General features: G+C 70.6%; 22 protein-coding genes. 18 read left to right on the plus strand and 4 right to left on the minus strand.

The window, feature by feature from the left end:
• The first annotated feature begins 42 nt into the window (after positions 1-42).
• Complete coding sequence (locus tag QK288_RS05285) at positions 43-1,191, plus strand: Vms1/Ankzf1 family peptidyl-tRNA hydrolase (protein WP_281266759.1); 1,149 nt, start codon at positions 43-45, stop codon at positions 1,189-1,191.
• A 150-nt stretch (positions 1,192-1,341) separates the two neighbouring features.
• Here the strand turns inward: QK288_RS05285 and QK288_RS05290 are convergent, their stop codons facing one another.
• Positions 1,342-2,547: an MFS transporter gene (locus QK288_RS05290; protein ID WP_281266760.1), complete on the minus strand. Its 1,206-nt coding sequence runs from the start codon at positions 2,545-2,547 to the stop codon at positions 1,342-1,344.
• 83 nt (positions 2,548-2,630) lie between these two features.
• Between QK288_RS05290 and QK288_RS05295 the strand changes: the two genes are divergently transcribed.
• A complete protein-coding gene (locus tag QK288_RS05295) occupies positions 2,631-3,332 on the plus strand; it encodes a GntR family transcriptional regulator (RefSeq protein ID WP_281266761.1) in 702 nt (233 codons plus the stop codon).
• Positions 3,333-3,477: 145 nt separating this feature from the next.
• Here QK288_RS05295 and QK288_RS05300 read toward each other — a convergent pair whose 3' ends face one another.
• The gene (locus QK288_RS05300; protein ID WP_281266762.1) at positions 3,478-3,618 is read right to left on the minus strand and encodes a hypothetical protein; all 141 of its coding nucleotides are present in this window, start codon (positions 3,616-3,618) and stop codon (positions 3,478-3,480) included.
• Positions 3,619-3,852: 234 nt separating this feature from the next.
• Between QK288_RS05300 and QK288_RS05305 the strand changes: the two genes are divergently transcribed.
• The 7 genes from QK288_RS05305 (at position 3,853) to QK288_RS05335 (ending at position 12,760) form a co-directional block, all read left to right on the plus strand.
• Positions 3,853-5,187, plus strand: coding sequence for a LacI family DNA-binding transcriptional regulator (locus QK288_RS05305; RefSeq protein ID WP_281266763.1), 1,335 nt, complete (start codon positions 3,853-3,855; stop codon positions 5,185-5,187).
• 140 nt (positions 5,188-5,327) lie between these two features.
• The gene (locus QK288_RS05310; RefSeq protein ID WP_281266764.1) at positions 5,328-7,046 is read left to right on the plus strand and encodes an ABC transporter substrate-binding protein; all 1,719 of its coding nucleotides are present in this window, start codon (positions 5,328-5,330) and stop codon (positions 7,044-7,046) included.
• Positions 7,043-8,023 (plus strand): ABC transporter permease, encoded by a 981-nt coding sequence (locus QK288_RS05315; RefSeq protein WP_281266765.1) that lies wholly within the window; start codon positions 7,043-7,045, stop codon positions 8,021-8,023. The genes QK288_RS05310 and QK288_RS05315 overlap by 4 nt, the downstream gene beginning before the upstream one ends.
• Positions 8,020-8,952, plus strand: a complete 933-nt coding sequence (locus QK288_RS05320) for an ABC transporter permease (RefSeq protein ID WP_281266766.1) — start codon at positions 8,020-8,022, stop codon at positions 8,950-8,952. The genes QK288_RS05315 and QK288_RS05320 overlap by 4 nt, the downstream gene beginning before the upstream one ends.
• A complete protein-coding gene (locus tag QK288_RS05325; RefSeq protein ID WP_281266767.1) occupies positions 8,949-10,697 on the plus strand; it encodes an ABC transporter ATP-binding protein in 1,749 nt (582 codons plus the stop codon). The genes QK288_RS05320 and QK288_RS05325 overlap by 4 nt, the downstream gene beginning before the upstream one ends.
• Positions 10,694-11,563 carry an alpha/beta hydrolase gene (locus QK288_RS05330; RefSeq protein ID WP_281266768.1) on the plus strand — a complete coding sequence of 290 codons (870 nt, stop codon included), beginning with the start codon at positions 10,694-10,696 and terminating at the stop codon, positions 11,561-11,563. Before QK288_RS05325 ends, QK288_RS05330 begins: the two co-directional genes overlap by 4 nt.
• Positions 11,564-11,584: 21 nt before the next feature.
• The gene (locus QK288_RS05335) at positions 11,585-12,760 is read left to right on the plus strand and encodes a family 1 glycosylhydrolase (RefSeq protein ID WP_281267662.1); all 1,176 of its coding nucleotides are present in this window, start codon (positions 11,585-11,587) and stop codon (positions 12,758-12,760) included.
• Positions 12,761-12,789: 29 nt separating this feature from the next.
• Here the strand turns inward: QK288_RS05335 and QK288_RS05340 are convergent, their stop codons facing one another.
• The gene (locus tag QK288_RS05340; RefSeq protein ID WP_281266769.1) at positions 12,790-13,776 is read right to left on the minus strand and encodes a hypothetical protein; all 987 of its coding nucleotides are present in this window, start codon (positions 13,774-13,776) and stop codon (positions 12,790-12,792) included.
• 58 nt (positions 13,777-13,834) lie between these two features.
• Entirely contained in the window at positions 13,835-14,992 is a 1,158-nt protein-coding gene (locus QK288_RS05345) for an ankyrin repeat domain-containing protein (RefSeq protein ID WP_281266770.1), read from the minus strand.
• Positions 14,993-15,156: 164 nt separating this feature from the next.
• Between QK288_RS05345 and dnaK the strand changes: the two genes are divergently transcribed.
• From dnaK to QK288_RS05390, 9 genes are all read left to right on the plus strand, one after another.
• Positions 15,157-17,016 (plus strand): molecular chaperone DnaK, encoded by a 1,860-nt coding sequence (gene dnaK / locus QK288_RS05350; RefSeq protein WP_281266771.1) that lies wholly within the window; start codon positions 15,157-15,159, stop codon positions 17,014-17,016.
• Positions 17,017-17,019: 3 nt separating this feature from the next.
• Positions 17,020-17,655: a nucleotide exchange factor GrpE gene (locus QK288_RS05355; protein WP_281266772.1), complete on the plus strand. Its 636-nt coding sequence runs from the start codon at positions 17,020-17,022 to the stop codon at positions 17,653-17,655.
• A 23-nt stretch (positions 17,656-17,678) separates the two neighbouring features.
• Positions 17,679-18,683, plus strand: a complete 1,005-nt coding sequence (locus QK288_RS05360; protein ID WP_281266773.1) for a DnaJ C-terminal domain-containing protein — start codon at positions 17,679-17,681, stop codon at positions 18,681-18,683.
• A gap of 124 nt (positions 18,684-18,807) precedes the next feature.
• Complete coding sequence (locus QK288_RS05365) at positions 18,808-19,218, plus strand: MerR family transcriptional regulator (RefSeq protein WP_281267663.1); 411 nt, start codon at positions 18,808-18,810, stop codon at positions 19,216-19,218.
• A 153-nt stretch (positions 19,219-19,371) separates the two neighbouring features.
• Entirely contained in the window at positions 19,372-19,983 is a 612-nt protein-coding gene (locus tag QK288_RS05370; protein ID WP_281266774.1) for an acyltransferase, read from the plus strand.
• Positions 19,980-21,098, plus strand: coding sequence for a DegT/DnrJ/EryC1/StrS family aminotransferase (locus QK288_RS05375; protein WP_281266775.1), 1,119 nt, complete (start codon positions 19,980-19,982; stop codon positions 21,096-21,098). The genes QK288_RS05370 and QK288_RS05375 overlap by 4 nt, the downstream gene beginning before the upstream one ends.
• Positions 21,095-22,090, plus strand: coding sequence for a Gfo/Idh/MocA family oxidoreductase (locus QK288_RS05380; protein ID WP_281266776.1), 996 nt, complete (start codon positions 21,095-21,097; stop codon positions 22,088-22,090). Before QK288_RS05375 ends, QK288_RS05380 begins: the two co-directional genes overlap by 4 nt.
• Positions 22,087-23,400 (plus strand): nucleotide sugar dehydrogenase, encoded by a 1,314-nt coding sequence (locus tag QK288_RS05385; RefSeq protein ID WP_281266777.1) that lies wholly within the window; start codon positions 22,087-22,089, stop codon positions 23,398-23,400. Before QK288_RS05380 ends, QK288_RS05385 begins: the two co-directional genes overlap by 4 nt.
• 58 nt (positions 23,401-23,458) lie before the next feature.
• Positions 23,459-24,676 carry a glycosyltransferase gene (locus QK288_RS05390; protein WP_281266778.1) on the plus strand — a complete coding sequence of 406 codons (1,218 nt, stop codon included), beginning with the start codon at positions 23,459-23,461 and terminating at the stop codon, positions 24,674-24,676.
• Positions 24,677-24,689: the final 13 nt, after the last annotated feature.

The following is a 24,689-nucleotide window of genomic DNA, read 5'->3' on the forward strand; positions in this document are numbered from 1 at the left end:
GGGCTCCTCGAGTTCCTGCTCCGTCCAACCGAAGGAGCTGCCATGACGTCGACCAACGTCACGAACGAACTGCACCGGATCCTGGGCCAGCGACTGGAGGGCGGAGGCACGTGGGCGTGGGCCTACGTGGACGCCTCGGGCAACGTCGAGGATCCGCGTCGCCAGGCGGCGCTGAAGCTCCGCGGGGTCGAGGAGGCACTTCGAGCGCAGGGCTCGGACCTCGACGCGGTCGACGTCATCGCCGGTGAGCTCGAGAACAGCCCCGGCGTCCCGTCACCGGTTGCGCGGTACGTGCTCGTGCACGACGGCTCCCTCGTGCTGAGCGAGGTCCTGCCCGGTCCGATGCATGCGGCCGAGTCGATCGGCGTCGGGGCCGTCCCCGACCTCGTGCCGCTCGTCGCGCACCGGCCGATCGACCTGCCGTTCCTGGTCGTCCAGGTCGGCAAGGACGGTGGCGGGTACCGCGCGTTCAAGCTCGGGCACCCGGCGACCGCCGACGACGAGGAGCGCATCTCCGGGGAGACGTTCGACCAGCACAAGGTGAAGGGCGGGTTCGGCGACTGGAAGCAGCCGCGCTGGCAGAGTCGCACCGAGGAGGTCTGGCGGCAGAACACGAGCGAGGTCGCGAGCGCGATCGACAAGGCCGTCGCGCGACTCTCGCCGGCGCTCATCGTCGTGGCCGGGGACCTGCAGGCACGTCCGATGCTCATCGAGCGGCTGTCGTCCGACGCACGTCGGCTCGTCAGCGAGGTACCAGGGGGCGGGTTCGACGAGGAGGTCCTCGGCGATCACGTGCGCGTCGCCCTCGCCCGGGTGATCGCGAAGCACCGGCACGACCTCGAGGACGCGCTCCGGTCCCACGTCGGTCGCGGGGACAACCAGGCGGTGACCGGGCTCGGACCCGTCGTGGAGGCACTGCAGCAGGCCCAGGGTGCGACGATCGCGCTCGACGCCGTGGCCGTGGGTGAGCGGACGTTGCTCGCGCTCGGGGCAGCGCCGTGGATCGCGACCGCACCGGAGCAGGCTGCCGGCGTGCCGGTGATCGGCCCCGTGCCCGCCGTCTGCGCGCTCGTGCGTGCTGCGGTGCTGACGGACGCGGAACTCGTGCTCGTGAACGCGGCGTCGTTGCCCGGAGGGGCTGCTGCGGCGGCGCTGTTGCGCTGGCCGGTGGGCCCGACCGTCCCGGCTTGAGCGGGAGGAGGCCCTTTCGCGCGTAGGAGGTCGAATCGCGCGTAGGAGGTCGAATCGCGCGTAGGAGGTCGGAAGTTCCGACCCCCTACGCGCGATTCCGCATCCCATTGCCGGCGTTGTGGGACGAATCGCGCGTGGTTGCCGCGCGGGTCAGTCGTGGGAGCGGTCGGCGCGCGGGACCAGGGGAAGCGCCAGGAGTGGCAGGACCGCCACGATGCCGAACGAGGCCGCGAACCCGAGCGCCCCCACGAGCGCACCGATCCCCGGGCCGACGGCGCTCGCCGCGATGAACTGCCCGGTGTTCTGCGCCCCGAGTGCTCTCCCGGACCAGAACGGCCCAGCGGCCTCGGCGACCGACGTGTACGCGAGCCCGTTGTCCGCCACGGTGACGCTCGTCGCGATGACGAGGAACACCGCCGCGCCGGCCAGGTGTGTCGCGTCGACGAGTGCCAGCAGGACCATGACCACAGCGGCGCTGATCGCGACGATGCGCAGTGGTCCGACCCGGGATCCCGCCCGGTCGCTCCACACGCCGACGAGGATCCGTCCGATCGCGCCGACGAACTGCGACGCCCCGACGAGCAGCCCCGCCGCGGGCGTCGACCACCCGAGCCCGACGAGCCACACCAGGCCGTAGGTCGACAGCGTGAACTGCGGCACCACGAGCAGGATCGACACCGCGTGGATCCGCCACAGGAAGTCGTTCGTCCGGTAGGGGTTCGCCGTGACGGTCGTCGCCGCCTCTGAGCGGACCGGCCGCGGCGGGTTCGCGATGCCGATCGCGCACGACACGGCGAGCACCGCGCAGAGGAGGATCGGCAGGACGAGCGACGCCCTGATGCCCTGCGCCTCGGCGAGCTGCGGCACCGTGACCGCCGCGAGCGTCACCCCGAGCGGCTGGGACATCTGCCGGATCCCCATCGCGAGCCCTCGACGCTCCTTCGGGAACCAGCCGACGACCACGCGTCCGCTCGCGGCGTTCGTGGACGCGCTCGTCATGCCGCCCGCCAGGAACGCCAGCCCGAGCAACACCGGGTTCCCTGCCGCGGCCCACGCGCCGACCACGGCGAGCGTCGTCAGGACCAGACCGCCCGCGATCACGATGCGCTCGCCGAACCGGTCGGTGATCGCGCCCCAGGCGATGAGCGTCAGCACCATGCCGAAGGTCGGAGCGGCGGCCAGGAGCCCCGCGAGGGTCAGCGACGTGCCCTGGGCGTGCAGGTACGGGATGAGCAACGCCGGTGCCGAGACCACGAGCGTGCCGGCGGCCTGCGCGGCGACGCCGAGCGCGAGCATCGTCCAGGCGCGGGCGGTGATCGGGGGTGTCGCGGCCGTGCGGGGAGCCGTCGTCGTCATGGAAGCAGTCGTTTCGTCGCGAACTGATTGGTATACCAAAACGGTATACCATCCGAGGCGCCGCGCCACTAGGCTGATGTGCCGTGACCGAACCGACCGACGCAGCCCCCGTGTCGCAGACGGCCCAGCTCTACGACAACCTCCGTGGCGCGATCCTCACACTCGACATCGCGCCGGGGGAGCGCATCTCCGAGCGCGGGCTCGAGGCGCGCTTCCACGCCTCGCGCACGCCCGTCCGTGCAGCGCTGTCACGACTGGAGCGCGAGGGGCTGATCCTCCACGAGGGGCGCTCGTGGACCGTCACCCCGATCGACCTCGACGAGATCGCGTCGCTCGCCGAGCTCCGCGGCGTGCTCGAGCCCGCCGCCGCACGGCTCGCCGTCGCGCGCGCGTCCCGCGAGCAGCTCGCCGAGGTCCGGTCGCACCTCGACACCCTGCAGCCGACGCCGGACCAGCAGGCCGGCATCCGGATGGGCTCGACGTTCCACCTCGACCTGGCGGCCCTCGGCGGCAACCGGTTCGTCACCGACGCGATCGCCGATGCGCTGACCCGACTGGAGCGGACGCGTTGGATCGAGGTCCGGACGCCCGAGGCCCGCGACGCCGCGTGGGACGAGCACAGCGCGATCCTCGACGCCGTGCAGGCCGGGGATGCCGACCGTGCGGCCGAACTGCTCGCCGCGCACGTCGCGGGGACGAACGACCGTCTGCTCGCCTTCATCGCGCAGGAGCGCCGCCGTCTCCGCGGTGCCGGCATGGCGATCGTGGGCGCGACGGAGCGCTGAGCGCGCCGGCACTCGACCCACCGCGACGCGACCAGGCGCCACCCGATCTGCGCGACCCACGGCGAGCACGGAACGCGACCCGCTCCACGAGGCGACGGCGCAGACTCGCTGCACCGGGCCTCCTGTCCGGGGCCGCGTCAGCGGCTCACTCGATGCGCGTCCGTTCCTCGGCGATCCAGGCGTTCACGGAGTCTTCGGAGTGCTCGAGGAGCGCGTCACGCACCTCTGCCTCGTCGCGGTTCAGGCGGTGCGCGTCGCGGCGCCCGGAATGTGTCGACTGTGACATCTCGATCGTCCTTCCCGAGTGCGGGCGCATGCCCGCGATGATGCGGACACCGTCCGCTGATTGCGCTTCCCCACGGGACGTACTGAGGTCGCTCCAGTGTCGTCGGATCGCTTCGGACCGCGCAAGGGTCCCTCGGCGGTTGTGGAGAAGTGTGTCGGCGACCGGTGCCTAGGATGGTCCGCTGTCGGGGCGGCTCGCCCCGGTACGGATCACCAGACGGACGGGAGGCACGGGTTGGCCGACCAGCGCACGGCACCTCCCACGGTCTACGACGTCGCCTCCGCAGCCGGCGTCTCCATCGCCACCGTGTCCCGCGTGCTGCGCACGCCGGACGCCGTCCGCGAGGGCACCCGCGACCGCGTGCAGGCGGCGATCCGAGCACTCGGGTACGTCCCGTCGGGCAATGCTCGAGCGCTTGCCGGACGTCGCACGGGCGTGATCGGGTTGCTGCTCCCCGGCTTCGACGTCGTCGCGGACGAGCGACCAGGGCTCGTCACCGACGGCGGCGTCCGCGTGGTCGACGACCGTCGGCACGTGACGCAGCCGTTCGCCTCGAACCTGTACTTCGACGAGGTCCTCCGCGGCGCCGAGACGGAGGCGTGGCAGCGTGGCCTCGCACTCATGGTCGCCGCCGGTCGAGGTCCCTCACGCGACGTCATCGTGAACGACGTCGCAGGCCGGGTCGACGGGCTCGCGGTGCTGGCGCAGACCGTGCCGGACGACCTGCTCGAGCACGTCGCCCGCCGGATCCCCGTCGTGATGCTCGCCGACGACCGACGCTCGCACGGCTTCGACTCCGTCAGTGTCGACAATGCCGCCGGGATGCGCACGCTGGCGTCACACGTCATCGGGCGGCTGGGCATCCGGTCGATCGCGTACGTCGCCGGGCCGATCGACTCGCCGGACGACCTGGAGCGTGCGGCAGGGTTCGCGGCGGCGCTCGCGGACCACGGTGTCGAGGCGTCGTCCGTCCGCACGGTGCACGGCGACTTCGGGCGGGTCCGGGCGCGGGAGCTCGTCGGGCCGCTGCTGGCCGATGGTGTGCCGCGGGCGATCGTGTGCTCGAACGACCAGTCGGCGCTCGGCGTCCTCGACGGGCTGCTCGCCGCTGGGCTCCGCGTGCCCGAGGACGTCGTCGTGACGGGGTTCGACGGCATCGACGCCGGGCGGTTCTCGTCGCCGCGACTGACCACCGTGCACCAGCCGATGGGGGCGCTCGGGCGCGCTGCCGTCGCGGCGATCGTCGACCGGCTGGACAGCCCCGCCGGGCCCCCGCGCTCGATGCGCCTGCCCGTCGAGGTCCTCCTGCGCGAGAGCTGCCCCCGGCGCTCTGACGCGCGGCGGGCTCGCGCCCGCGCGTCGTGCCCGCGCGTCGTGCCCGCACTCGTACTCGTCCTCGTACTCGTGCTCGTGCTCGTGCCCAATTTCGCGCCTCGGTTCCCGCCCGCCGCAGTCCGGAGTGGTCACGACACCCCGCTGGTTGCTCGCCGACTGGTCACATCTCGTCGGTCCCCGCGCCTTCTGGCGACGGTTCGTGACCGCTGGGTGAACCTGAGCGGGGCGTTGTGACCGGTCGCACGCCGCGCGCCGGCCGGCCGCCGGTACCCGAGAGAACCGTGACGGGGGACACCGGAACCCCCCGCTTGCGCAGCGCGATGTAAGCGCATACATTGTCTCGGTACCCACTCGACACGGAGGTCGACCGAGCAATGACGCTTCCCCCACAGCGCACGCGCGGCCAGCGCGCACGACGGCGCGGACGCCTGATGGCGGCCCTCGCCGGGCTCGCAGTCGTGGCCCTCACCGCCACCGGCTGCAGCATCCAGGTCCGCTCCCAGCCGGACCCGAGCATCGGCAAGGACACGATGCTCATCAACGCGGACCACGGCAACCCGCTGTTCGACCGCAACTTCAACCCGTACATCGCGAACGCCCGCACGGCGTCGAAGTGGATGTACGAGCCCCTCATCGAGGTGAACCCGCTCGACGGCAAGCGCAACCCGTGGCTCGCGAGCAGCTGGACGCAGCCCGACGCGAAGACGATCGACATGACGATCCGCAGCGGCGTGAAGTGGTCCAACGGCGACGCGTTCAGCGCGAAGGACGTCGTCTTCACGTTCGACCTGCTGAAGAAGTTCCCCGCGATGGACGTCAAGGGTGCGTGGCAGCACATCGCCAGCATCGACCAGCAGGGCCAGCACGTGGTCTTCCACCTGAAGTCGGAGGACGTGCCCAGCCTGACGATCATCGGGCAGACGTACATCCTCGGCGAGCAGCACTGGAAGGACGTCAAGGACCCGACGACCTTCCGTGACCCGAACCCCGTCGGCACCGGTCCGTTCGTCCTCGGGAACTACACCGACCAGCAGTACTCGATGGACAAGAACACGTCCTACTGGCAGGCCGACAAGATCGCCATCAAGCACCTGATCCTGCCGGCGACGAACACGCAGCTCGACACCGTGACCCGTGGCTACGACTGGGCGTACTCGTTCATCTCCGACGTGAAGGGCACGTGGGGTGCCGCATCGAAGACGAACACGTACTGGTTCCCGCCGGGCGGTGTCATCGGCCTGATCCCGAACCTGACGAAGGCGCCGTACAACGACGTCAACGTCCGCCGGGGCATCTCGCTCGCGCTGAACCGTGACGACATCGCCGAGACCGCGACCGAGGGCAACCTCAAGGCGGCGGCGCAGACCGGCCTGATCCTGCCGAACCAGGAGCAGTACGTGAACGACGCCATCCCCGACAAGGGCGTCATCACCCAGGACGTCGACGCCGCGAAGGCCTCCTTCGCGAAGTCCGGCTACGTGGAACAGGGCGGCAAGATCGTCAAGGACGGCAAGCAGCTCGAGATCACGATCATGACCGCGAACGGGTACTCCGACTGGCTCCGCGCCGCACAGGAGGTCCGCCGCAACCTGACGGCCATCGGCATCAAGGTGACGATCCAGGCCCCGCAGCCCGCCGGGTACCAGCAGAACATCAACAACGGCACGTTCGACATGGCGATGGGTGGCATGGGCAACGGCGACGTGTACCAGGCGTTCAACTCGCTGCTGAGCTCCGACTTCTACCAGCCGGTCGGCAAGTCGACGGTGAACAACTACGAGCGCTACAAGAACGCCGACACGCAGAAGCTCCTCGACGAGTACAAGGCGACGACGGACACCGCGAAGCAGCAGGAGATCCTCGACCAGCTGCAGGAGGTCGTCTACAACGACCTGCCCGTCATCGGGATGTACTACGGCGGCCTCTGGGGGCTCTTCAACACCAGCAAGTTCGTCGGCTGGCCGAGCGCGAAGGACCCGTACATGGCGCCGCAGAACTACGACTCCGCCCCGTTGCTCATCTTCTCGAAGCTCCGGCTCCGTGACAGCGCCGCCGGGCAGAAGATCCTGAAGGACGCAGAGGACAACCGGTGAAGTACATCCTCCAGAAACTCGTCCTCTTCGTCCTCACCCTCTGGGCAGCGGTCACGCTGAACTTCGTGCTCCCGCGCCTCATGCCCGGCAGCCCGACCGACGCGGCACTCGCGAAGCTCAGCCAGAACGGCCCGGTCACCGACGCCACCAAGAAGGCCATCGAGGCCCAGCTCGGCGTCCCGACCGGCAACCTCTGGGACCAGTACGTCAGCTACCTGCACCAGGTCGTCACGCTCGACTTCGGCGTGAGCTACACGTTCTACCCGCAGAACGTCGGGGACCTGGTCGCCCGCGCACTGCCGTACACGCTGATCCTCGTCGGCTTGGTCACGATCATCGCCTTCGTGCTCGGCACCCTGATCGGCGTCGGCGCCGCGTGGAAGCGCGGCACCTGGCTCGACTCGCTGCCGACCCTGTCCGGCAGCTTCATGTCGACGTTCCCGTACTTCTGGACGGCGCTCCTGCTGCTGTTCTTCCTCGGCTACGTCCTGCACTGGTTCCCGACCACCGGCGCGTACTCGGCGACCACGACACCGGGGTTCAGCGGCGTCTTCATCGGCGACGCGATCCAGCACGCGATCCTGCCGGCGGTCACGATCCTGGTGACGAGCCTCGGTGGCTGGATCATCGGCATGCGCAACGCGATGATCAACACGCTCGGTGACGACTACGTGACCTTCGCCGAGGCGAACGGCCTCCGTGGTCGCACGGTCGCCGTCCGGTACGCCGCCCGCAACGCGATCCTGCCGAACCTGACCGGCTTCGGTCTGGCGCTCGGTGGTGTCGTCGGCGGCTCAGTCCTCGTCGAGCAGGTGTTCGGCTACCCCGGCATCGGCTACCTGCTGTTCAACGCCGTCATCGGCCAGGACTACCCGCTCATGCAGGCACTCTTCCTGATGATCACCGTGTCGGTGCTCATCGCCAACTTCATCGTGGACGTCCTCTACGGCGTCCTGGACCCGAGGACTCGACGATGAGCACTGTCGCAGTACGCACTCAAGAAGCTCCAGAGCAAACCGCCCCGAGCAAGCTCAGATCAGCCGCCCGCCAGTTCGGGGTCGTCTGGGGGAACACCAAGGCCAGGATCGGCATCATCATTCTCGCCGTCTTCGTGATCGTCGCGATCGCCGCCCCGCTCCTCGCGCCGTACGGAGCCAGTCAGAACGGATTCCCGCGAAGCCAGGACGCGACCGCCGCGCACTGGATGGGGACGACCGCCGCCGGCGAGGACGTCCTCTCCCAGATCATCTACGGCGCCAGGATCTCGGTCCTCGTCGGCGCGGTCGCGGGCATCCTGTCCACGCTCGTCGCCGTCGCGATCGGCCTCAGCTGGGGCTACGTCCGCGGCTGGATCGCCGAGGTCATCGGGTTCATCGTGAACCTCTTCCTCGTCATCCCGGGCCTGCCCCTGATGATCGTCATCGCGGCCTACCTGCAGAACGGCGGCATCGCCGTCATCATCGCGGTCATCGTGGTGACCGGCTGGGCATGGGGCGCTCGCGTCCTCCGCTCGCAGACGCAGTCGCTCCGCGGTCGCGACTTCGTGACCGCCGCGCAGTTCTCCGGTGAGGGCGCGACCCGCATCGTGTTCCGCGAGATCCTGCCGAACATGACGTCCCTGATCGTCGGCAGCTTCTTCGGGGCCGCGACGAGCGCGATCCTCGCGGAGGCCGGCCTGGAGTTCCTCGGCCTCGGCGACTCCTCGATCGTCAGCTGGGGCACGATCCTCTACTGGGCGCAGAACTCGAACGCGCTCCTCACCGGTCAGTGGATCCTGCTGTTCGCACCGGGTCTGTGCATCGCGCTCCTCGCGATGAGCCTGACCCTGATCAACTTCGGCGTCGACGCCGTGTCGAACCCGCGACTGCGCGAGGGCGCGCGGGTCAAGAAGGAGAAGGCCGCATGACCAGCCTGGAGGCTCCCATCACGTCCGCCCCGCGGGCTGCGGACGTCCTGCTCGACGTCCGCGACCTGTCGGTCGTCTACGAGTCGGCCGGCCAGACCGCGGTCCAAGCGGTCGACCACGTGTCGTTCTCCCTGAAGAAGGGCGAGTTCGTCGGCCTGGTCGGCGAGTCCGGCTCCGGCAAGTCGACGCTCGGCTACGCGCTGACCCGACTGCAGAAGCCGCCGGCGCGGACGAACGGCGGCAGCATCGTCTTCGCCGGCAAGGACATCCGCGACCTCGACGAGGAAGCACTCCGCCAGCAGCGGCAGGGTGGCTTCGCGATGGTGCTGCAGTCCGGAATGAACGCGCTCAACCCGGTGCGGACCATCCGGAACCACTTCATCGACATCTTCAAGGCGCACGGTCACGTCCCGCGCGAGCGCTGGGACAGCCGGATGCGCGAGCTCGTCGGGAAGGTCAAGCTCCCCGACTCGATGCTCGCCCGCTACCCGGGTGAGCTGTCCGGCGGCATGCGGCAGCGCGTGTCGATCGCGTTGGCGCTCTCGCTCGAGCCGCAGCTCATGGTGTTCGACGAGCCGACGACGGCACTCGACGTCCTGGTGCAGCACGCGGTGATGGACACCATCATCGAGCTGCAGCGATCAGAGGGCTTCACGGCCGTGCTCATCTCCCACGACCTCGGCATCGTGCTCGAGGCCACCGAGCGAGTCCTCGTGATGCACGAGGGACGGATCGTCGAGGACGGCGGTTCCCGCGACATCCTGCGCGACCCGCAGGACGAGTACACGCAGATGCTGCTCTCGCACTACGCGGACCCTCGTGCCGAGGTCGTCTCGCTGCCCGGCTTCCCGGACCGCTCGCTCCGCGCGGAGTCGGGGGAGAAGCGACAGGAGGCGACGACCTCGCACGCCACCGTCGGCACCCGCGAGCGCACGGCCGCGAAGAACCCGATCGTCGTCGACGGCCTCGTGAAGACCTACGCCCCGCCGCGTCGTGGCGAGGAGCCCGTGCGCGCCGTCCGCGATGTGTCGTTCACGCTCGAGCCGGGGCAGTCGCTCGCGCTCGTCGGCCAATCGGGCTCCGGCAAGTCGACCATCGCGAAGATGCTCACGGGCGTCGAGAAGCCGACGAGCGGCACCGTCCGCTTCGGTGACCTCGACGTCGCGAAGCTCGGGCGCCGGGGCCTGCGGGATCTGCGCTCCGAGGTGCAGATGGTGTTCCAGGACCCGTACGCGGCGCTCAACCCGCTGCACACGGTCGAGTACACGCTGACCCGTCCGGTCGTGAACTTCACCGGCCTCCGCGGCAAGGAAGCGCGGCACCGCGTGCTCGAACTCCTCGAGACCGTGGGGCTCACGCCCGTGGAGCAGTTCGCGCAGAAGCTCCCGCACCAGCTCTCCGGCGGGCAGCGGCAGCGCGTGGTCATCGCCCGGGCGCTCGCGAGCGACCCGCAGGTGATCATCGCCGATGAGCCGGTCTCGATGCTCGACGTCACGCTCCGTGCCGGCGTGCTGGCGCTGCTGGAAGACCTGCGCGAGCAGTGGGGCGTCTCGCTCCTCTACATCACGCACGACCTGCTGAGCGCCCGGCTCATCACCGACGACATCATGGTGCTGCACGACGGCGCCGTGGTCGAGCGCGGGCGGACGGCCGACGTGCTGCAGAACCCGCAGGACAGTTACACGATCGACCTGCTCGACGCGGTGCCGAACCCGCGCCGACGGCTGGCGGAAGGAGCACTGTGAGCACCCTGCACGACTTCGAGGCGGTCACCGCCTTCGGACACCTGCCCACCCCGGACGGTGTCGACGTCGTCGGCGTCGACCTGCCGATCGGACGACTGACGGCGTACCGGATCGTGCCGGAGGGCGAGTCCAAGGGCACCGTCCTGATCGTCCCCGGGTACACCGGCTCGAAGGAGGACTGGCGGACCTTCCTGCCGGTCCTCCGCGACGCCGGATGGTCCGCCGTGGCGATCAGCCGTCGCGGCCAGGCCGACTCGGTCGCGCCGACGGACCGGAGCGAGTACACGCTCGAGCAGGAAGCCGCCGACGTCGTCCGGGTCGCGAGGCTCCTCGACGACGGCGCGCCCGTGCACCTCATCGGGCACTCGCTCGGCGGGGTCATCGTCCGCGCGGCCGCGATCCAGCACCCGAGCGCCTTCCGCGACGTCACGATGTTCTGCTCCGGCCCGCACGGCTGGGCGAACCGCAAGGCCGCTGAACGCGCGATCGTCTCGGAGTCGTGCAGCAACCGCGCGCTCTTCGACGCGACGAACCCGCTCTGGGCCGGTCGTCCCGACGAGGAACTCCCCGACGATGTCCGGATGGTCCGCGAGCGCATCGATCACACGAGCGTGCTCAGCGTGCTCGCCGGCGCAGGCATCCTCGAGGACCCGTCCGACACCACCGACGCGCTCCGCGAGACCGGTCTCCCGACCCTCGTGGCGCACGGCGTCTGGGACGCGGCATGGCCGATCCCGTGGCAGCACGACATGGCCGAGCGGCTCGGCGCCGACTACGCGGTCATCCCGGAGAGCTACCACGGCCCCCAGGTCGAGAACCCGCTCGGGACGGTCGCCGTCTTCGACGCGTTCTTGTCCGAGCACTGAAAGGACCCCATCATCACCACGCTGACATTCCCGGACGGCTTCCTCTGGGGCGCGGCCACCGCTGCACACCAGATCGAGGGCAACAACGTCAACAGCAACTGGTGGGTGCACGAGCACGAGCCGGACACCTCCATCGTCGAGCCCTCCGGGGACGCCGCGGACAGCTACCACCGGTACCGCGAGGACATCCGCATCGCGGCCGACCTCGGGCTGAACTCCTACCGGTTCAGCATCGAGTGGGCGCGCATCGAACCGGAGCGCGGGTTCGTCAGCCGTGCCGAGATCGACCACTACCGCCGGATGGTCGAGGCCTGCCACGAGTTCGGCATCGAGCCGATCGTCACCCTCATGCACTTCACCGTGCCCCGGTGGTTCGAGCGCGACGGCTTCTGGCGTGCACCCGACGCCGCCGACCGCTTCGCCCGCTACACCGAGGCGGCGCTCCCCGTCGTCTCGGACGGCGTCCGCTACGTCTGCACGATCAACGAGCCGAACATCGCGGCGATGCTCGCCGGAGGCGAGGACGCCAGGAACCTGGTGGCCTACGGCCTGCCGAACCCGGACCTGGGAGTCGCCGACGCCCTGCTGGCCAGCCACCAGCGGTCGCGCGAGGTGCTGGGACAGGTGTCGGGCCTCCAGTCCGGGTGGACCGTCGCGACCCAGGCGTTCCGCTCGAACGGCGAGCCCGGCGCCGACGAGATGCTCCGCGAGTACGGGTACCCGCGCGACGACTGGTACCTGGAGAACGCCGCCGGCGACGACTTCCTCGGCGTGCAGGCGTACACCCGCACGTTCGTCGGGCCGAACGGCCCGCTCCCCGTCGCCGAGACGAAAGAGACCACCCTGACCGGCTGGGAGTTCTACCCGGAGGCCTCCGCCGACGGACTCCGTAGCGCGTGGGAGCTCTCCGGCCACGTCCCGCTCATGATCACCGAGAACGGCATCGCGACCGCGGACGACACCCGTCGCCAGGCGTACACGCAGGGCGCCCTGGAGGGGATCCACCGCTGCATCGAGGACGGCATCGAGGTCCTCGGGTACCAGCACTGGTCGCTCCTGGACAACTACGAGTGGGCGTCCGGCTTCCGGCCGACGTTCGGGCTGGTGTCCTGGGACCCGGTGACGTTCGAGCGCACCCCGAAGCCGTCCGCGCACTGGTACGGCGGAGTCGCTGCGGCGAACGCGCTCCAGTCCTGACCCGCCAGTCCTGACGCGCCGGCTGCCCGTCACCGGGCAGCCGGCGCGCTCCTGGTGTCCGCCGGGATCGTGAACAGCCGGCTCGTCTCGGTCCGCCCGTTCGCGGTCTGCTCGATGGCGAACCGGAACTCCGTCACACCTGCCGGAACGGTCAGGGCGAACGCCCACGTGCCGTCCCCGAGCACGGCGTGCTCCCCTGGGGTGAGCGGGTTGCCGGAGGCGTCCAGGACGCGGAACGTGGCTCGGGGCGTCGCGGTGCCCGTGAACCGGTTCTCGACACCGGGCTGCACGGTCGCCGGACCGGTCACCGTGACCGGGTCGAGCGCCGGCGGGTCGAGCACGACGGACAGGGTCACCCGGTCGTACTCGATGCCGTTGATCTCCTGGATCGCGACGAGCGGGTTCGTGCCGAGCGACAGCCCGGTGACCGTGATCGACCACGTGCCGGTGTTCGCGTCGACGACCGTCCCCTGACCGCCGATCGACACACGAGCACCCTTCGTCGCCGTGCCGGCGATGACCGCGGACCTCGCGGCGGGGTCGACCGATCGGATCTCGGCGGTGAGCTTCGTCCGCGCCGGGCCCGGCCGCGCCACCCAGGGGTCGCCGCCGCCGCGCGCCTCGTCCCGGCCGCCGTTCCGGCCGTGCGCGATCGTGGTGAAGACCACCGTGACGACCTCGCCGGGCTGCACCCACGACGGCCAGGGCTGGGTGCCGACCGAGAGCGGGCGGAGTCCTCCGCTGCTCGGCGTCGCGCCGGCAGCGGAGACTTCGCATCGGACCGCCTCTTGGCAATCCGGTGTGGCGGTGGCGGTGAGGGTCGTCGCGGTGGCGGTCAGCTTCTTGTCGAACGGCGGGTAGGCGAACGGGCCGCCCAGGACCGAGCCGCCGGCGTCGTTCGGGATGCCCGCCGCTGCAGATGCCGGGGTCGCGGCGGTGAGTCCGCCGGCGGCTGCCACGACGAGCGTGGTGGCGAGGACGGTCAGGAGGCGTGGTCGCGTCGTCGAGGAACCCATGTGCTGGACAGTAACCGATGTGCTGCATCCAGAACAGGAATATCGACAAGCCGGTGTGTCACGCTCCGTTCGCGAGGACCTGGGCCACGGTCGGCTCACGGAGCAGGCCGGCGCGGTCCGCGGCGGTCGAGCCCTCGTCGTCCCGCGCGTCCCGGTCCACGTCGAGGTCGAGCGCGGCACGCACCGTGTCGACGTCCCCGGAGTCGACCGCGGCGATGAGCAGCGTCGCACCGCGCGACCCGCGCGCACCGGGGTCCGCCCCCGCCTCGGCGAGGGCGCGCACGATCGCCGCGTGGCCACCCCATGCAGCGCGGACGATCGGCGTGTTGCCGTCGGTGTCCCGGGCCTCCAGGTCGACGCCGGCGGCGACGAGGACCGCGACGGCACGACGCGCGTCGCGGTCGATGGCCAGCGTCAGTGGTGTGCGGCCCTCGACGTCGTGCAGCTCGAGGGAGGCTCCGCGGTCGATGAGCTCCTCGAGCATCTCCGGCCGGTCGAACCAGGCCGCGGCGTGCAGCGGGGCGAAGCCCCACCGCGGGTCCAGGTCGTCGACGTCGCTGGCGTCGTCGGCGAGGTGCAGGCCGCCCAGGTCGCCGTACGCTGCCGCGCGGACCACCTCGTCCGCCCACTCCACCCAGCCGTCCGGCACGGGACCGTGCCAGCCGCGTGCCGGGCGCGAGTCGAGGTCGGTGAAGTCCTGTTCGTTGACGCTGCGGACCTCGATGGTGACGTCCGTGAAGCGGATGGCGATCTCGCCGATGGGGGAGACGAGGAGCCGGAGCTCCCAGGCGTCCCGACCCGCGTGCTCGATCTCACCGCGGATGACGTGCGCGTCACCGGCGAGGAGGGTCGCTGCGTCGAGGAGCGGCGGCTCGATCACGGCGTCGTCGAAGCGGACACGGACGCGGGCGTGGTTCCAGCGGCGCCAGAGTCCTTCGGGAGTGTCCAGCACCTCGTCGTTGCGGACCAGCACGTCCGCGTGCAGGACCACGGGGTCCGGTTCGCCGTGATCGGGCAGGGCTGCGGTGTCGTCGTTCGCGGATGCCTGGTGCCGATGGCCGGCCTCGACCGACCACCTGGCGACGCGGGAGTCGGTCCATCGGACCGTGGCGAGGGCGGCGACCGGCGGTGGTGCGTCCTGCACGAGTCGGGCGAGGTGGTCGGTCTTGCCCTCGAAGTCCTCGAGCGACACGTAGCCCACTGACGGCCAGTTCACTCGACTCCATCGCACGGGGTCGAGACTAGTCGAAGTTGCGTCACTCAGACGCAACTTTCAGCTCCCGGAGTTGACGTGCCTCCAGTCCGGAGTAGAGTTGAGTCCATCGGACGCAAGTCCGCAGACTTCAGCAGCATCCGCACCAACAGAAGGAGCACCAACACATGGGACGTGCAGTAGGCATCGACCTCGGAACCACCAACTCCGTCGTCTCCGTTCTCGAAGGCGGCGAGCCCACGGTCATCGCGAACGCCGAGGGCATGCGCACCACGCCGTCGATCGTCGCGTTCACGAAGGACGGCGAGGTCCTGGTCGGCGAGACCGCCAAGCGCCAGGCCGTCACGAACGTCGACCGCACCATCGCCAGCGTCAAGCGCCACATCGGCACCGACTGGACGACGGACATCGACGGCAAGAAGTACACGCCGCAGGAGATCTCGGCGCGCATCCTCGGCAAGCTCAAGCGCGACGCCGAGCAGTACCTCGGCGAAGACGTCACCGACGCGGTCATCACCGTGCCGGCGTACTTCAACGACGCCGAGCGCCAGGCCACCAAGGACGCCGGTGAGATCGCCGGACTCAACGTCCTCCGCATCATCAACGAGCCGACCGCGGCCGCGCTGGCCTACGGCCTCGACAAGGGCAAGGAAGACGAGCTCATCCTGGTCTTCGACCTCGGTGGCGGGACGTTCGACGTCTCCCTGCTCGAGGTGGGCAAGGACGACGACTTCTCCACGATCCAGGTCCGTGCGACCTCCGGTGACAACCGCCTCGGTGGTGACGACTGGGACCAGCGCATCGTCGACTACCTGATCAAGAAGTTCAAGGACGAGCACGGCGTCGACCTGTCCACGGACAAGATCGCCAAGCAGCGCCTCAAGGAAGCCGCAGAGCAGGCCAAGAAGGAGCTCTCGAGCCAGCTGAGCGCCAGCATCCAGCTGCCGTACCTCACGCTGACGGCAGACGGCCCGCTGAACCTGGACGAGACCATCTCGCGCGCCCAGTTCGAGCAGATGACCTCCGACCTGCTCGACCGCACCAAGAAGCCGTTCAACGACGTCATCAAGGAAGCGGGCGTGTCGGTCAACGACATCGCGCACGTGGTCCTCGTCGGCGGCTCGACCCGCATGCCCGCCGTGGCCGAGGTCGTCAAGTCGCTGACCGGTGGGAAGTCGCCGAACCAGGGCGTCAACCCGGACGAGGTCGTCGCCGTCGGCGCCGCACTGCAGGCCGGCGTGCTGAAGGGCGAGCGCAAGGACGTCCTGCTCATCGACGTCACCCCGCTGTCGCTCGGCATCGAGACCAAGGGCGGCCTGATGACGAAGCTCATCGACCGCAACACCGCGATCCCGACCAAGCGGAGCGAGACCTTCACGACCGCTGACGACAACCAGCCGTCGGTCGCGATCCAGGTCTTCCAGGGCGAGCGCGAGTTCACCCGCGACAACAAGCCGCTCGGCACGTTCGAGCTCACCGGCATCGCGCCGGCTCCCCGTGGCGTCCCGCAGGTCGAGGTCACCTTCGACATCGACGCCAACGGCATCGTGCACGTGTCCGCGAAGGACAAGGGCACCGGCAAGGAGCAGTCGATGGTCATCTCCGGCGGTTCCTCGCTGCCGAAGGAGGACATCGAGCGCATGGTCCGCGAAGCCGAGGAGCACGCGGCCGAGGACAAGGCCCGTCGCGAGGCGAACGAGCGTCGCAACCAGGCCGAGCAGCTCGTCTACTCGATCGAGAAGCTCATCAAGGAGAACGACGAGAAGCTGCCCGCCGACGTCAAGTCCGAGGTGCAGGCCGACGTCGACGCCCTGAAGTCCGCCCTTGCTGGTGAGGACGACGACGCCGTCAAGACCGCCTTCGACAAGCTCAACGAGTCGCAGGGCAAGCTCGGCCAGGCGATCTACGCGCAGCAGGACGCGGGCGCGGCCGCCGGTGGCGACCAGCCCACGGACGAGCAGCCGGCCGACGACGAGGACATCGTCGACGCCGAGGTCGTGGACGACGACGAGAACGACAAGAAGTAGCCGATGACGGACTCCACGAACGACGACAACGTCGAGAACAACGAGGAGCCCCAGGTCGAGGGCGACGCCACGAACGCGGCGGAGCCCGAGGACCTGATCGAGGCCGAAGGCCCCGATGTCGAGGTGTCCACCGACGCGGCGAACGACCTCAGCCCCGAGGACGAAGCGCTGCTCGCCGACGCGGCCCGCGGCATGGCCGAGGACAAGCTGTCCACGGCCGACCGTGACCTCGTCGCCGAGATGCGGGCGGACATGCTCCGGGCGCAGGCCGAGCTCGTGAACTTCCGGAAGCGCGTCGAGCGCGACCGAGAGGCGAACCGAGAGGTCGCGATCGCCGAGGTGGTGCGCGCACTCCTGCCGGCGCTCGACGACCTGACCCGCGCCGAGGCACACGGCGACCTCGCCGAAGGTCCGATGCTGGTCATCGCGCAGAAGATCCGTGGCGGCTTCGGCAAGTTCAAGCTGGAGCAGATCGGTGAGAAGGGTGAAGCCTTCGACCCGACCATCCACGAGGCGATCGTGCAGCTCCCGACACCGGGTGCCACCGGCCAGACCGTGGCGGACGTCGTCGAGCCGGGCTACAAGCTCGGTGAGCGGGTCCTCCGTGCGGCCAAGGTCGCGGTGGCGGTCCCGGCCTGATCCGGGCAGGAAGGTAGGTATCCGTGGCCAGTCAGGACTGGTTCGACAAGGACTTCTACAAGGTCCTCGGCGTGTCCAAGGACGCGTCCGAAGCCGAATTGAAGAAGACCTACCGGAAGCTCGCGCGGCAGTTCCACCCGGACTCCAACCCGGGTGACACCGCGGCCGAGAACCGCTTCAAGGAGATCAGCGAGGCGTACTCGGTGCTCTCCGACAAGGAGCAGCGTGCCGAGTACGACCAGGTCCGCGCCATGGGCTCCGGCGCTCGCTTCACGGCGGGCGGCGGAGGCCAGGGTGGCGGCTTCGAGGACGTCTTCGGAGGCATGTTCGGACAGCAAGGCGGCGGCGGACAGCGTGTCCGCTTCGGCCAGGGTGGCGGTGGCGGCTTCGAGGACATCCTCGGCGGCATGTTCGGCGGCGGTGCCGGGGGCGGCTTCGGACAGCCCTCCGGCGGCTACCGCGGCTTCGGTGGTCCGACGAAGGGGCGCGACGTCACCGCGACGACGACGCTTGACTTCACGACGGCCATCGCCGGCGACACCGTCAAGCTGTCGCAGGGCAACGGCCGTCCGGTCAACGTCCGGATCCCAGCGGGGGTCGCGGACGGCCAGAAGATCCGGCTCCGCGGCCGCGGTGAACCCTCGCCCGACGGCGGCGAGTCCGGTGACCTCGTGGTGACCGTGCACGTCCGCAAGCACCCGGTGTTCGAGCGCGACGGGCAGAACCTGCGCCTGGACGTCCCCGTGACGTTCGTGGAGGCAGCGCTCGGCGCGACCATCCAGGTGCCCACCCTCGGCGGTGACCCCGTCAAGCTCCGGGTCGCACCAGGCACACCCTCCGGTCGTGTCCTGCGCGTCAAGGGGCGAGGCGTCGCGACCAAGAACGGGACGGGCGACCTGCTCGCCACCGTCCAGGTGGCGGTGCCGTCGCACCTGTCGGACAAGGCGAAGGAAGCGGTCGAGGCACTCGCGGCGGCCCTGCCGGACGAGAACCCCCGCGAGGACCTCCTCGCCAAGGCGCGCAGCTAGCTGCCCGCCGGAAATGCAGTAGACCCAGCCTGGAGGCTCGGCGCGGCTTCCTGACGGACGCTCGCCGAGCCTCCAGGCTGTTTGCAGACCACGCGGACGACGGAAGGAGCGCTCGATGACCGACATGGACGAGAACTCGCCTGTCTTCGCGATCGCGGTCGCGGCGGAACTGGCGGAGATGCACCCGCAGACGCTGCGGCAGTACGACCGGCTCGGCCTGGTCGTGCCGGGGCGGACCCGAGGCGGGTCCCGCCGGTACTCGATGCGCGACATCGCGCAGCTGCGCGAGATCGCGCGACTCGGTTCCGAGGGGGTGTCGCTGGAGGGGATCCGGCGGGTGCTCGAGCTCGAGAACGAGAACGAGGAACTGCGCGACCGGGTGCGTGAGCTCGAGACGGCCCTGGCCGACCAGCTCATCAACCGGCCGGGTGCCCGGGTGTTCGCGGCCACCACGACGGGAGCCGCGGTCTCCCTGCGCGCCGGTGCACGGCCGCAGCGGAACACCCAGATCGTGCTCTACCGCGGGCCGCGCTGACCGGGATCTGAGCGCCCGACCACGACGAACGCCCCGGGCCGACGTGCAGTGCGAAGCGTTCCGTATGCAAAATACAAAAATCTGGTACTGAAGTACTGGTTCCCGATACGCTTCCCACGACGGCAGGGGCCGTCGGGGAGCGGGGACATGCACATGTGCGAACACCAACCGGGACGGGGTCCGACGGCGTCACGAGCCGCGGCGATAGCGCCCACCGCCTCGATCGGCCCGGGCGTCCGGGTCTGGGACGGCAGTCACGTCGAGGCGGACGCGGTCGTCGGTGCGGAGTCGAGCGTCGGTCGTGGCGTCACGATCGGGCGCGGCGTCCGCATCGGTGTCCGGTGCAAGATCCAGAACGCCGCCCTGGTCTACGGTCCTGCGGCCCTCGGCGACGGGGTGTTCGTCGGCCCCGGCGTGGTGTTGACGAACGACACGGTGCCGCGAGCGGTCCTCCCCGACGGCACGGTCAAGTCCGGAGGGGACTGGCAGGCATCCGCGGTCGTGATCGACGACGGTGCGTCGATCGGCGCGGGGGCGGTGTGCGTCGCCCCGGTCCGGATCGGGCGATGGGCGATGATCGCAGCCGGCGCCGTGGTCACGAGGGACGTCCCGGACCACGCACTGGTTGCGGGGGTGCCCGCGCGACGGATCGGTTGGGTCGGCCGCAGCGGTGTCCGGTTGGTCGAGGGCACAGGCGCCCTGGTGTGCCCGCGGACCGGTGAGCGGTACACGGTCCACGGTGACGTGGTCGGACTGCTGCGATGAGCGTCGAGACGGTGGACGTGATCCCGGCCGCACGGCCGCTCATCGGCGTCGAGGAGCGCCGCGCCGTCGACGCCGTCCTCGCGAGCGGTCGTCTGACCCAGGGCCCCGAGGTCGCGGCGTTCGAGCGGGAGTTCAGCACCACGCTCCTCGACGGGCGGCCGGTGGTCGCGGTGAACAGCGGCACTGCCGCACTGCACCTGGCACTCATCGCGCTCGGCGTCGGACGGGGGGACGAGGTCCTCGTGCCGTCGTTCACGTTCGCGGCCACGGCCAACGCGGTCCGGCTCGTCGGCGCGACACCCGTCTTCGTGGACGTCGATCCGGACTCGTTCTGCATCGCGCCGACGGCGATGCTGCGTGCGGTGACCGCGCGGACGCGGGCGATCGTCCCCGTCCACCTCTACGGACACCCCGCTGACATGACGGCGATCGCCGCCGTCGCCAGGGAGCACGACCTGCTGGTGGTCGAGGACGCCGCGCAGGCGCACGGCGCACGGTGGGCCGGCCGGCCCGTCGGGACCTTCGGGGATGCCGGAGCGTTCAGCCTCTACCCGACCAAGAACATGACGGCGGCGGAAGGCGGCATGGTCGCGACCGCGTCACCGTCGTCGGAGCGCGTGCTCCGGCTGCTCCGCAACCAGGGGATGGCCGAGCGGTACGCGAACGAGATCGTCGGGTTCAACGCGCGGATGTCCGACCTGCACGCCGCGATCGGCAGGGTGCAGACGCGCAAGGTGCGCGCCTGGACCGCGCAGCGGCAGGCGAACGCGGCGTACCTCGACGGAGAACTCCGCGGCGTCGTGACGCCGATCGTGCACGCCGAGGCGGAGCACGTGTTCCACCAGTACGTCGTCCGGGTGTCGGACGACCGTGACGGCTTCGTGGACGCGCTCCGCGACGAGTACGGGATCGGTGCAGGGGTCTACTACCCGACACCGGTGCACCGTCTGCCGTCGTTCGCTGACGCCGCGGTGTGCGGATCCGACCTGCACGAGACCGAACGTGCCGCCGCAGAGGTGATCGCTCTGCCGGTCTACCCCACGCTCACCCTCCGGGAGCTCGACCGGATCGTGGCCGCCGTGAACGCGCTCGCCGCCGCCGGGGGTTCCCGGTGACGCGGTCGCTGCGCGTCGGCGTCGTCGGCCTCGGCATGATGGGCCGGCACCACGCCAGGGTCCTGCGCGACCTGGGCGGTGTCGAGCTCGTGGGCGCGGCCGACGCGCTCGGTGACGTGCACGGAGCCGCCGGCGGGGCGCCGGTCGTCGCCTCCGTGGCGCAGTTGCTCGACCTCGGGCTGGATGCCGCGGTCGTCGCGGTGCCGACCGCCGCCCACGAACCCGTCGCCATCCGGCTCGCGGAAGCGGGCGTACACGCGCTGATCGAGAAGCCGGTCGCCTCGTCCGCCGCCGGCGCGGCCCGACTGGTCGCCGCGTTCGCGAGCGCAGGACTCGTCGGCGCGGTCGGCCACGTCGAGCGCTACAACCCCGCACTGCAGGAGCTGCGCAGGCGGCTCGACGGCGGGCAGCTCGGGGAGGTCTACCAGATCGCGACGCGACGGCAGGGCCCGTTCCCGGCGCGCATCGCGGACGTGGGCGTGGTCAAGGACCTCGCGACGCACGACATCGACGTCACGACGTGGCTCGCGCGGTCGCCCTTCGCCCGGCTCGCCGCGTTGGCGTGCCGCAGGAGCGGGCGTCCCCACGAGGACCTGGTCACGGTGACGGGCGAGCTGGAGGACGGCACCCTGACGACCCACCTGGTGAACTGGCTGACGCCGTTCAAGGAGCGCGTCGTCGTGGTCACCGGTGAGCACGGCACGTTCGTCGCGGACACGGTGAGTGCTGACCTGACCTTCCACGAGAACGGCACCGTCACGACCGGGTGGGACCAGGTGGCTGCCTTCCGCGGCGTCGCTGAGGGGCCGAGCACGCGGTTCGCGATCCAGAAGCGCGAGCCGCTCGTCGTCGAGCATGAGGCGTTCCGAGACGCCGTGCTCGGGAAGCCGACGGACATCGTGTCGCTCCGCGAGGGGCTCGGGATCGTCCGGATCGCCGAAGCGGTGCTCGAGTCCGCCCGGACCCGCACGACCGTCGAGGTGACGGCATGAGGGTCGCCGTGGTCGGGCTCGGCAAGATCGGCCTGCCGCTGGCGGTGCAGTACGCGTCCTCGGGGGTGCGGGTGACCGGCCTGGACGTCGACCAGCGGGTCGTCGGCGCCGTGAACGCGGGGCGCGAGCCGTTCCCGGGCGAGCATGGTCTGAGCGAAGCCCTGACGGCCGTGGTCGAGACGGGGGCGTTGCGGGCGACGTGTGACCCGGCATCCGCGATCGAGGACGCCGAGGTCGTGGTGGTCGTCGTCCCGCTCGTCGTCACGGGGGACGGCGAGCCGGACTTCCGGGCGATGGACGCGGCGACCGAGTCGGTCGGCCGCGCACTCGCGCCGGGGACCCTCGTCGCCTACGAGACCACACTGCCGGTCGGCACGACGCGGCACCGGTGGGTGCCTCGCCTCGAGGCCGCGTCCGGGCTGGTGCAGGGGGACGACTTCGACGTCGTCTTCTCGCCGGAACGAGTCCTGACCGGCCGGGTGTTCGCGGACCTCCGTCGGTACCCGAAGCTCGTCGGCGGGCTGTCGGCGCGCGGCGCGGACCGGGCTCGGGCGTTCTACGAGCGCGTGCTGCAGTTCGACGACCGGCCGGACCTCAGGCGTCCGAACGGCGTCTGGGACCTCGGGACCGCAGAGGCGGCCGAGCTCGCCAAGCTCGCGGAGACCACGTACCGCGACGTCAACATCGCCCTGGCGAACGAGTTCGCGGTGTTCGCGGGACGGAACGGCATCGACGTCGACGTCGTGATCGACGCGTGCAACTCGCAGCCGTACAGCCATCTGCACCGCCCCGGCATCGCGGTCGGTGGGCACTGCATCCCGGTGTACCCGCAGCTCTACCTCTGGAACGACCCGGATGCCTCGGTCGTGTCGACCGCTCGCCGGCGCAACGCGGCGATGCCCGAGCATGCCGTCGACGTGCTGGAACGGTTGCACGGTGACCTCGCCGGTGAACGGGTGGTCGTGCTGGGGGCGTCGTACCGCGGGGGTGTGCAGGAGACGGCCTTCTCGGGGGTGTTCGGCACGGTCGCGGCCCTGCGCGCGCGGGGTGCCCTCGCGTCCGTGTCCGACCCGCTGTACACGGACGCCGAGCTGGTCGGACTCGGGCTGGTCCCGCACATGGCGGGCGCGCCGGTGGAGGCGGTGATCGTGCAGGCGGACCACGCGGAGTACGCGACGCTCGGCGAGGACTCGTTCCCCGGCGTGCGCACACTGCTGGACGGGCGGCGGGTCATCGACACGGCGCGATGGCCGTCGACGACGGTCGGGTCGATCGGCGCTCCTCCGGTTCGCCCCGCGCACCGCCCGTGATGGAATGCGACATGTGAAGAACTGGTGATCTGCGCGCGGAGGCACCTAGCGTCGCAGCATGCACTCCCGCCCTCGCCCGTTCGACATCGTCCACGTCTCGAGCGCACACCCCTGGACCGACAACCGGATCCACACCCGGGCGGCCACGACCGCGGCACACGCCGGGTACCGGACCGCGCTCGTGGCGGTCGACACCGGCGGTGGAAGCGCCGAGCGGGCTCCGGCCGACTGGGATCGCCCGGACGAGCGGAGCGGCGTGTGGGTCCGACGCCTTCCGCGGCGCGGGCGGGTCAGACGCCTGGTCGTCTCGACCGTCCAGGCGGTACTCGCCGCGTTGTCGTCTCGGGCACACGTCGTCCACCTGCACGATCCGGAGCTGGCGTGGGCCGTCCCGCTCCTCCGCCTCGCGCGGCGCCGCGTCGTGTACGACGCGCACGAGGACCTGCCGGCGCAGGTCGCCGGCAAGGAGTACCTCGGGCGGATCCGCAGGGTCGCTGTCCCGATCGCCCGTGGCGTCGTCCGGTTGGCCGCCCACGCGGACGCCGTCGTCGCCGCGACCCCGACCATCGCGTTGCGGTTCCCGGCTGCCCGCACGACGGTCGTGCAGAACCTGCCGGTGCTCCGGGCGTCGGACGCCACCCTGGCTGATGCGTCCGGACGTCCGCCGATCGCGGTGTACCTCGGGGCACTGAGTCATGACCGCGGCATCGGCGTCGTCAGCGGCGTCGCCGGGTCGCCGGCGCTGCCGTCGGGGTGGCGAGTGCGCACTGCCGGCCCGATCGACGGGGCGGTGGATCGCCGCGCGTTCGATGCCCTCTGCGGCACCGGTCGGATCGACCACCGGGGTGTGCTCCCGCCGGATCGGGCACGGGACCTGCTGCAGACCGCGCGGGTCGGTCTGCTGCCCCTGCTGCCGACCGTCGCCTACGCGTCGTCCATCCCCACCAAGCTCTTCGAGTACCTGGCTGCCGGCCTCGCGGTGATCGCGACGGACGTCCCGTACTGGCGGGAACTCCTGGACGACATCGAGTGCGTGACCTGGGTGCCCGCGGGAGATCCGGACGCCGTGGTCCGGGCGCTGCAGCGGTACGCCGCCGATCCCGATCTGCTCGACGCACACGGGCGCGCCGGCCGTGCGCTGGTCGACGCGCGCTTCCGGTGGGACCACGAAGCGCCCGAGCTGCTCCGGGTCTACCGACGGCTCTGCGGTGCTGCACCGTTCGACGGGTACCTTCCCGATTCGTCGGACGCCGACTGGAATGTAGTATCCAAGTGACCGTACACTGGCC

Source organism: Curtobacterium sp. 9128, from assembly GCF_900086645.1.
Taxonomy (GTDB): domain Bacteria; phylum Actinomycetota; class Actinomycetes; order Actinomycetales; family Microbacteriaceae; genus Curtobacterium.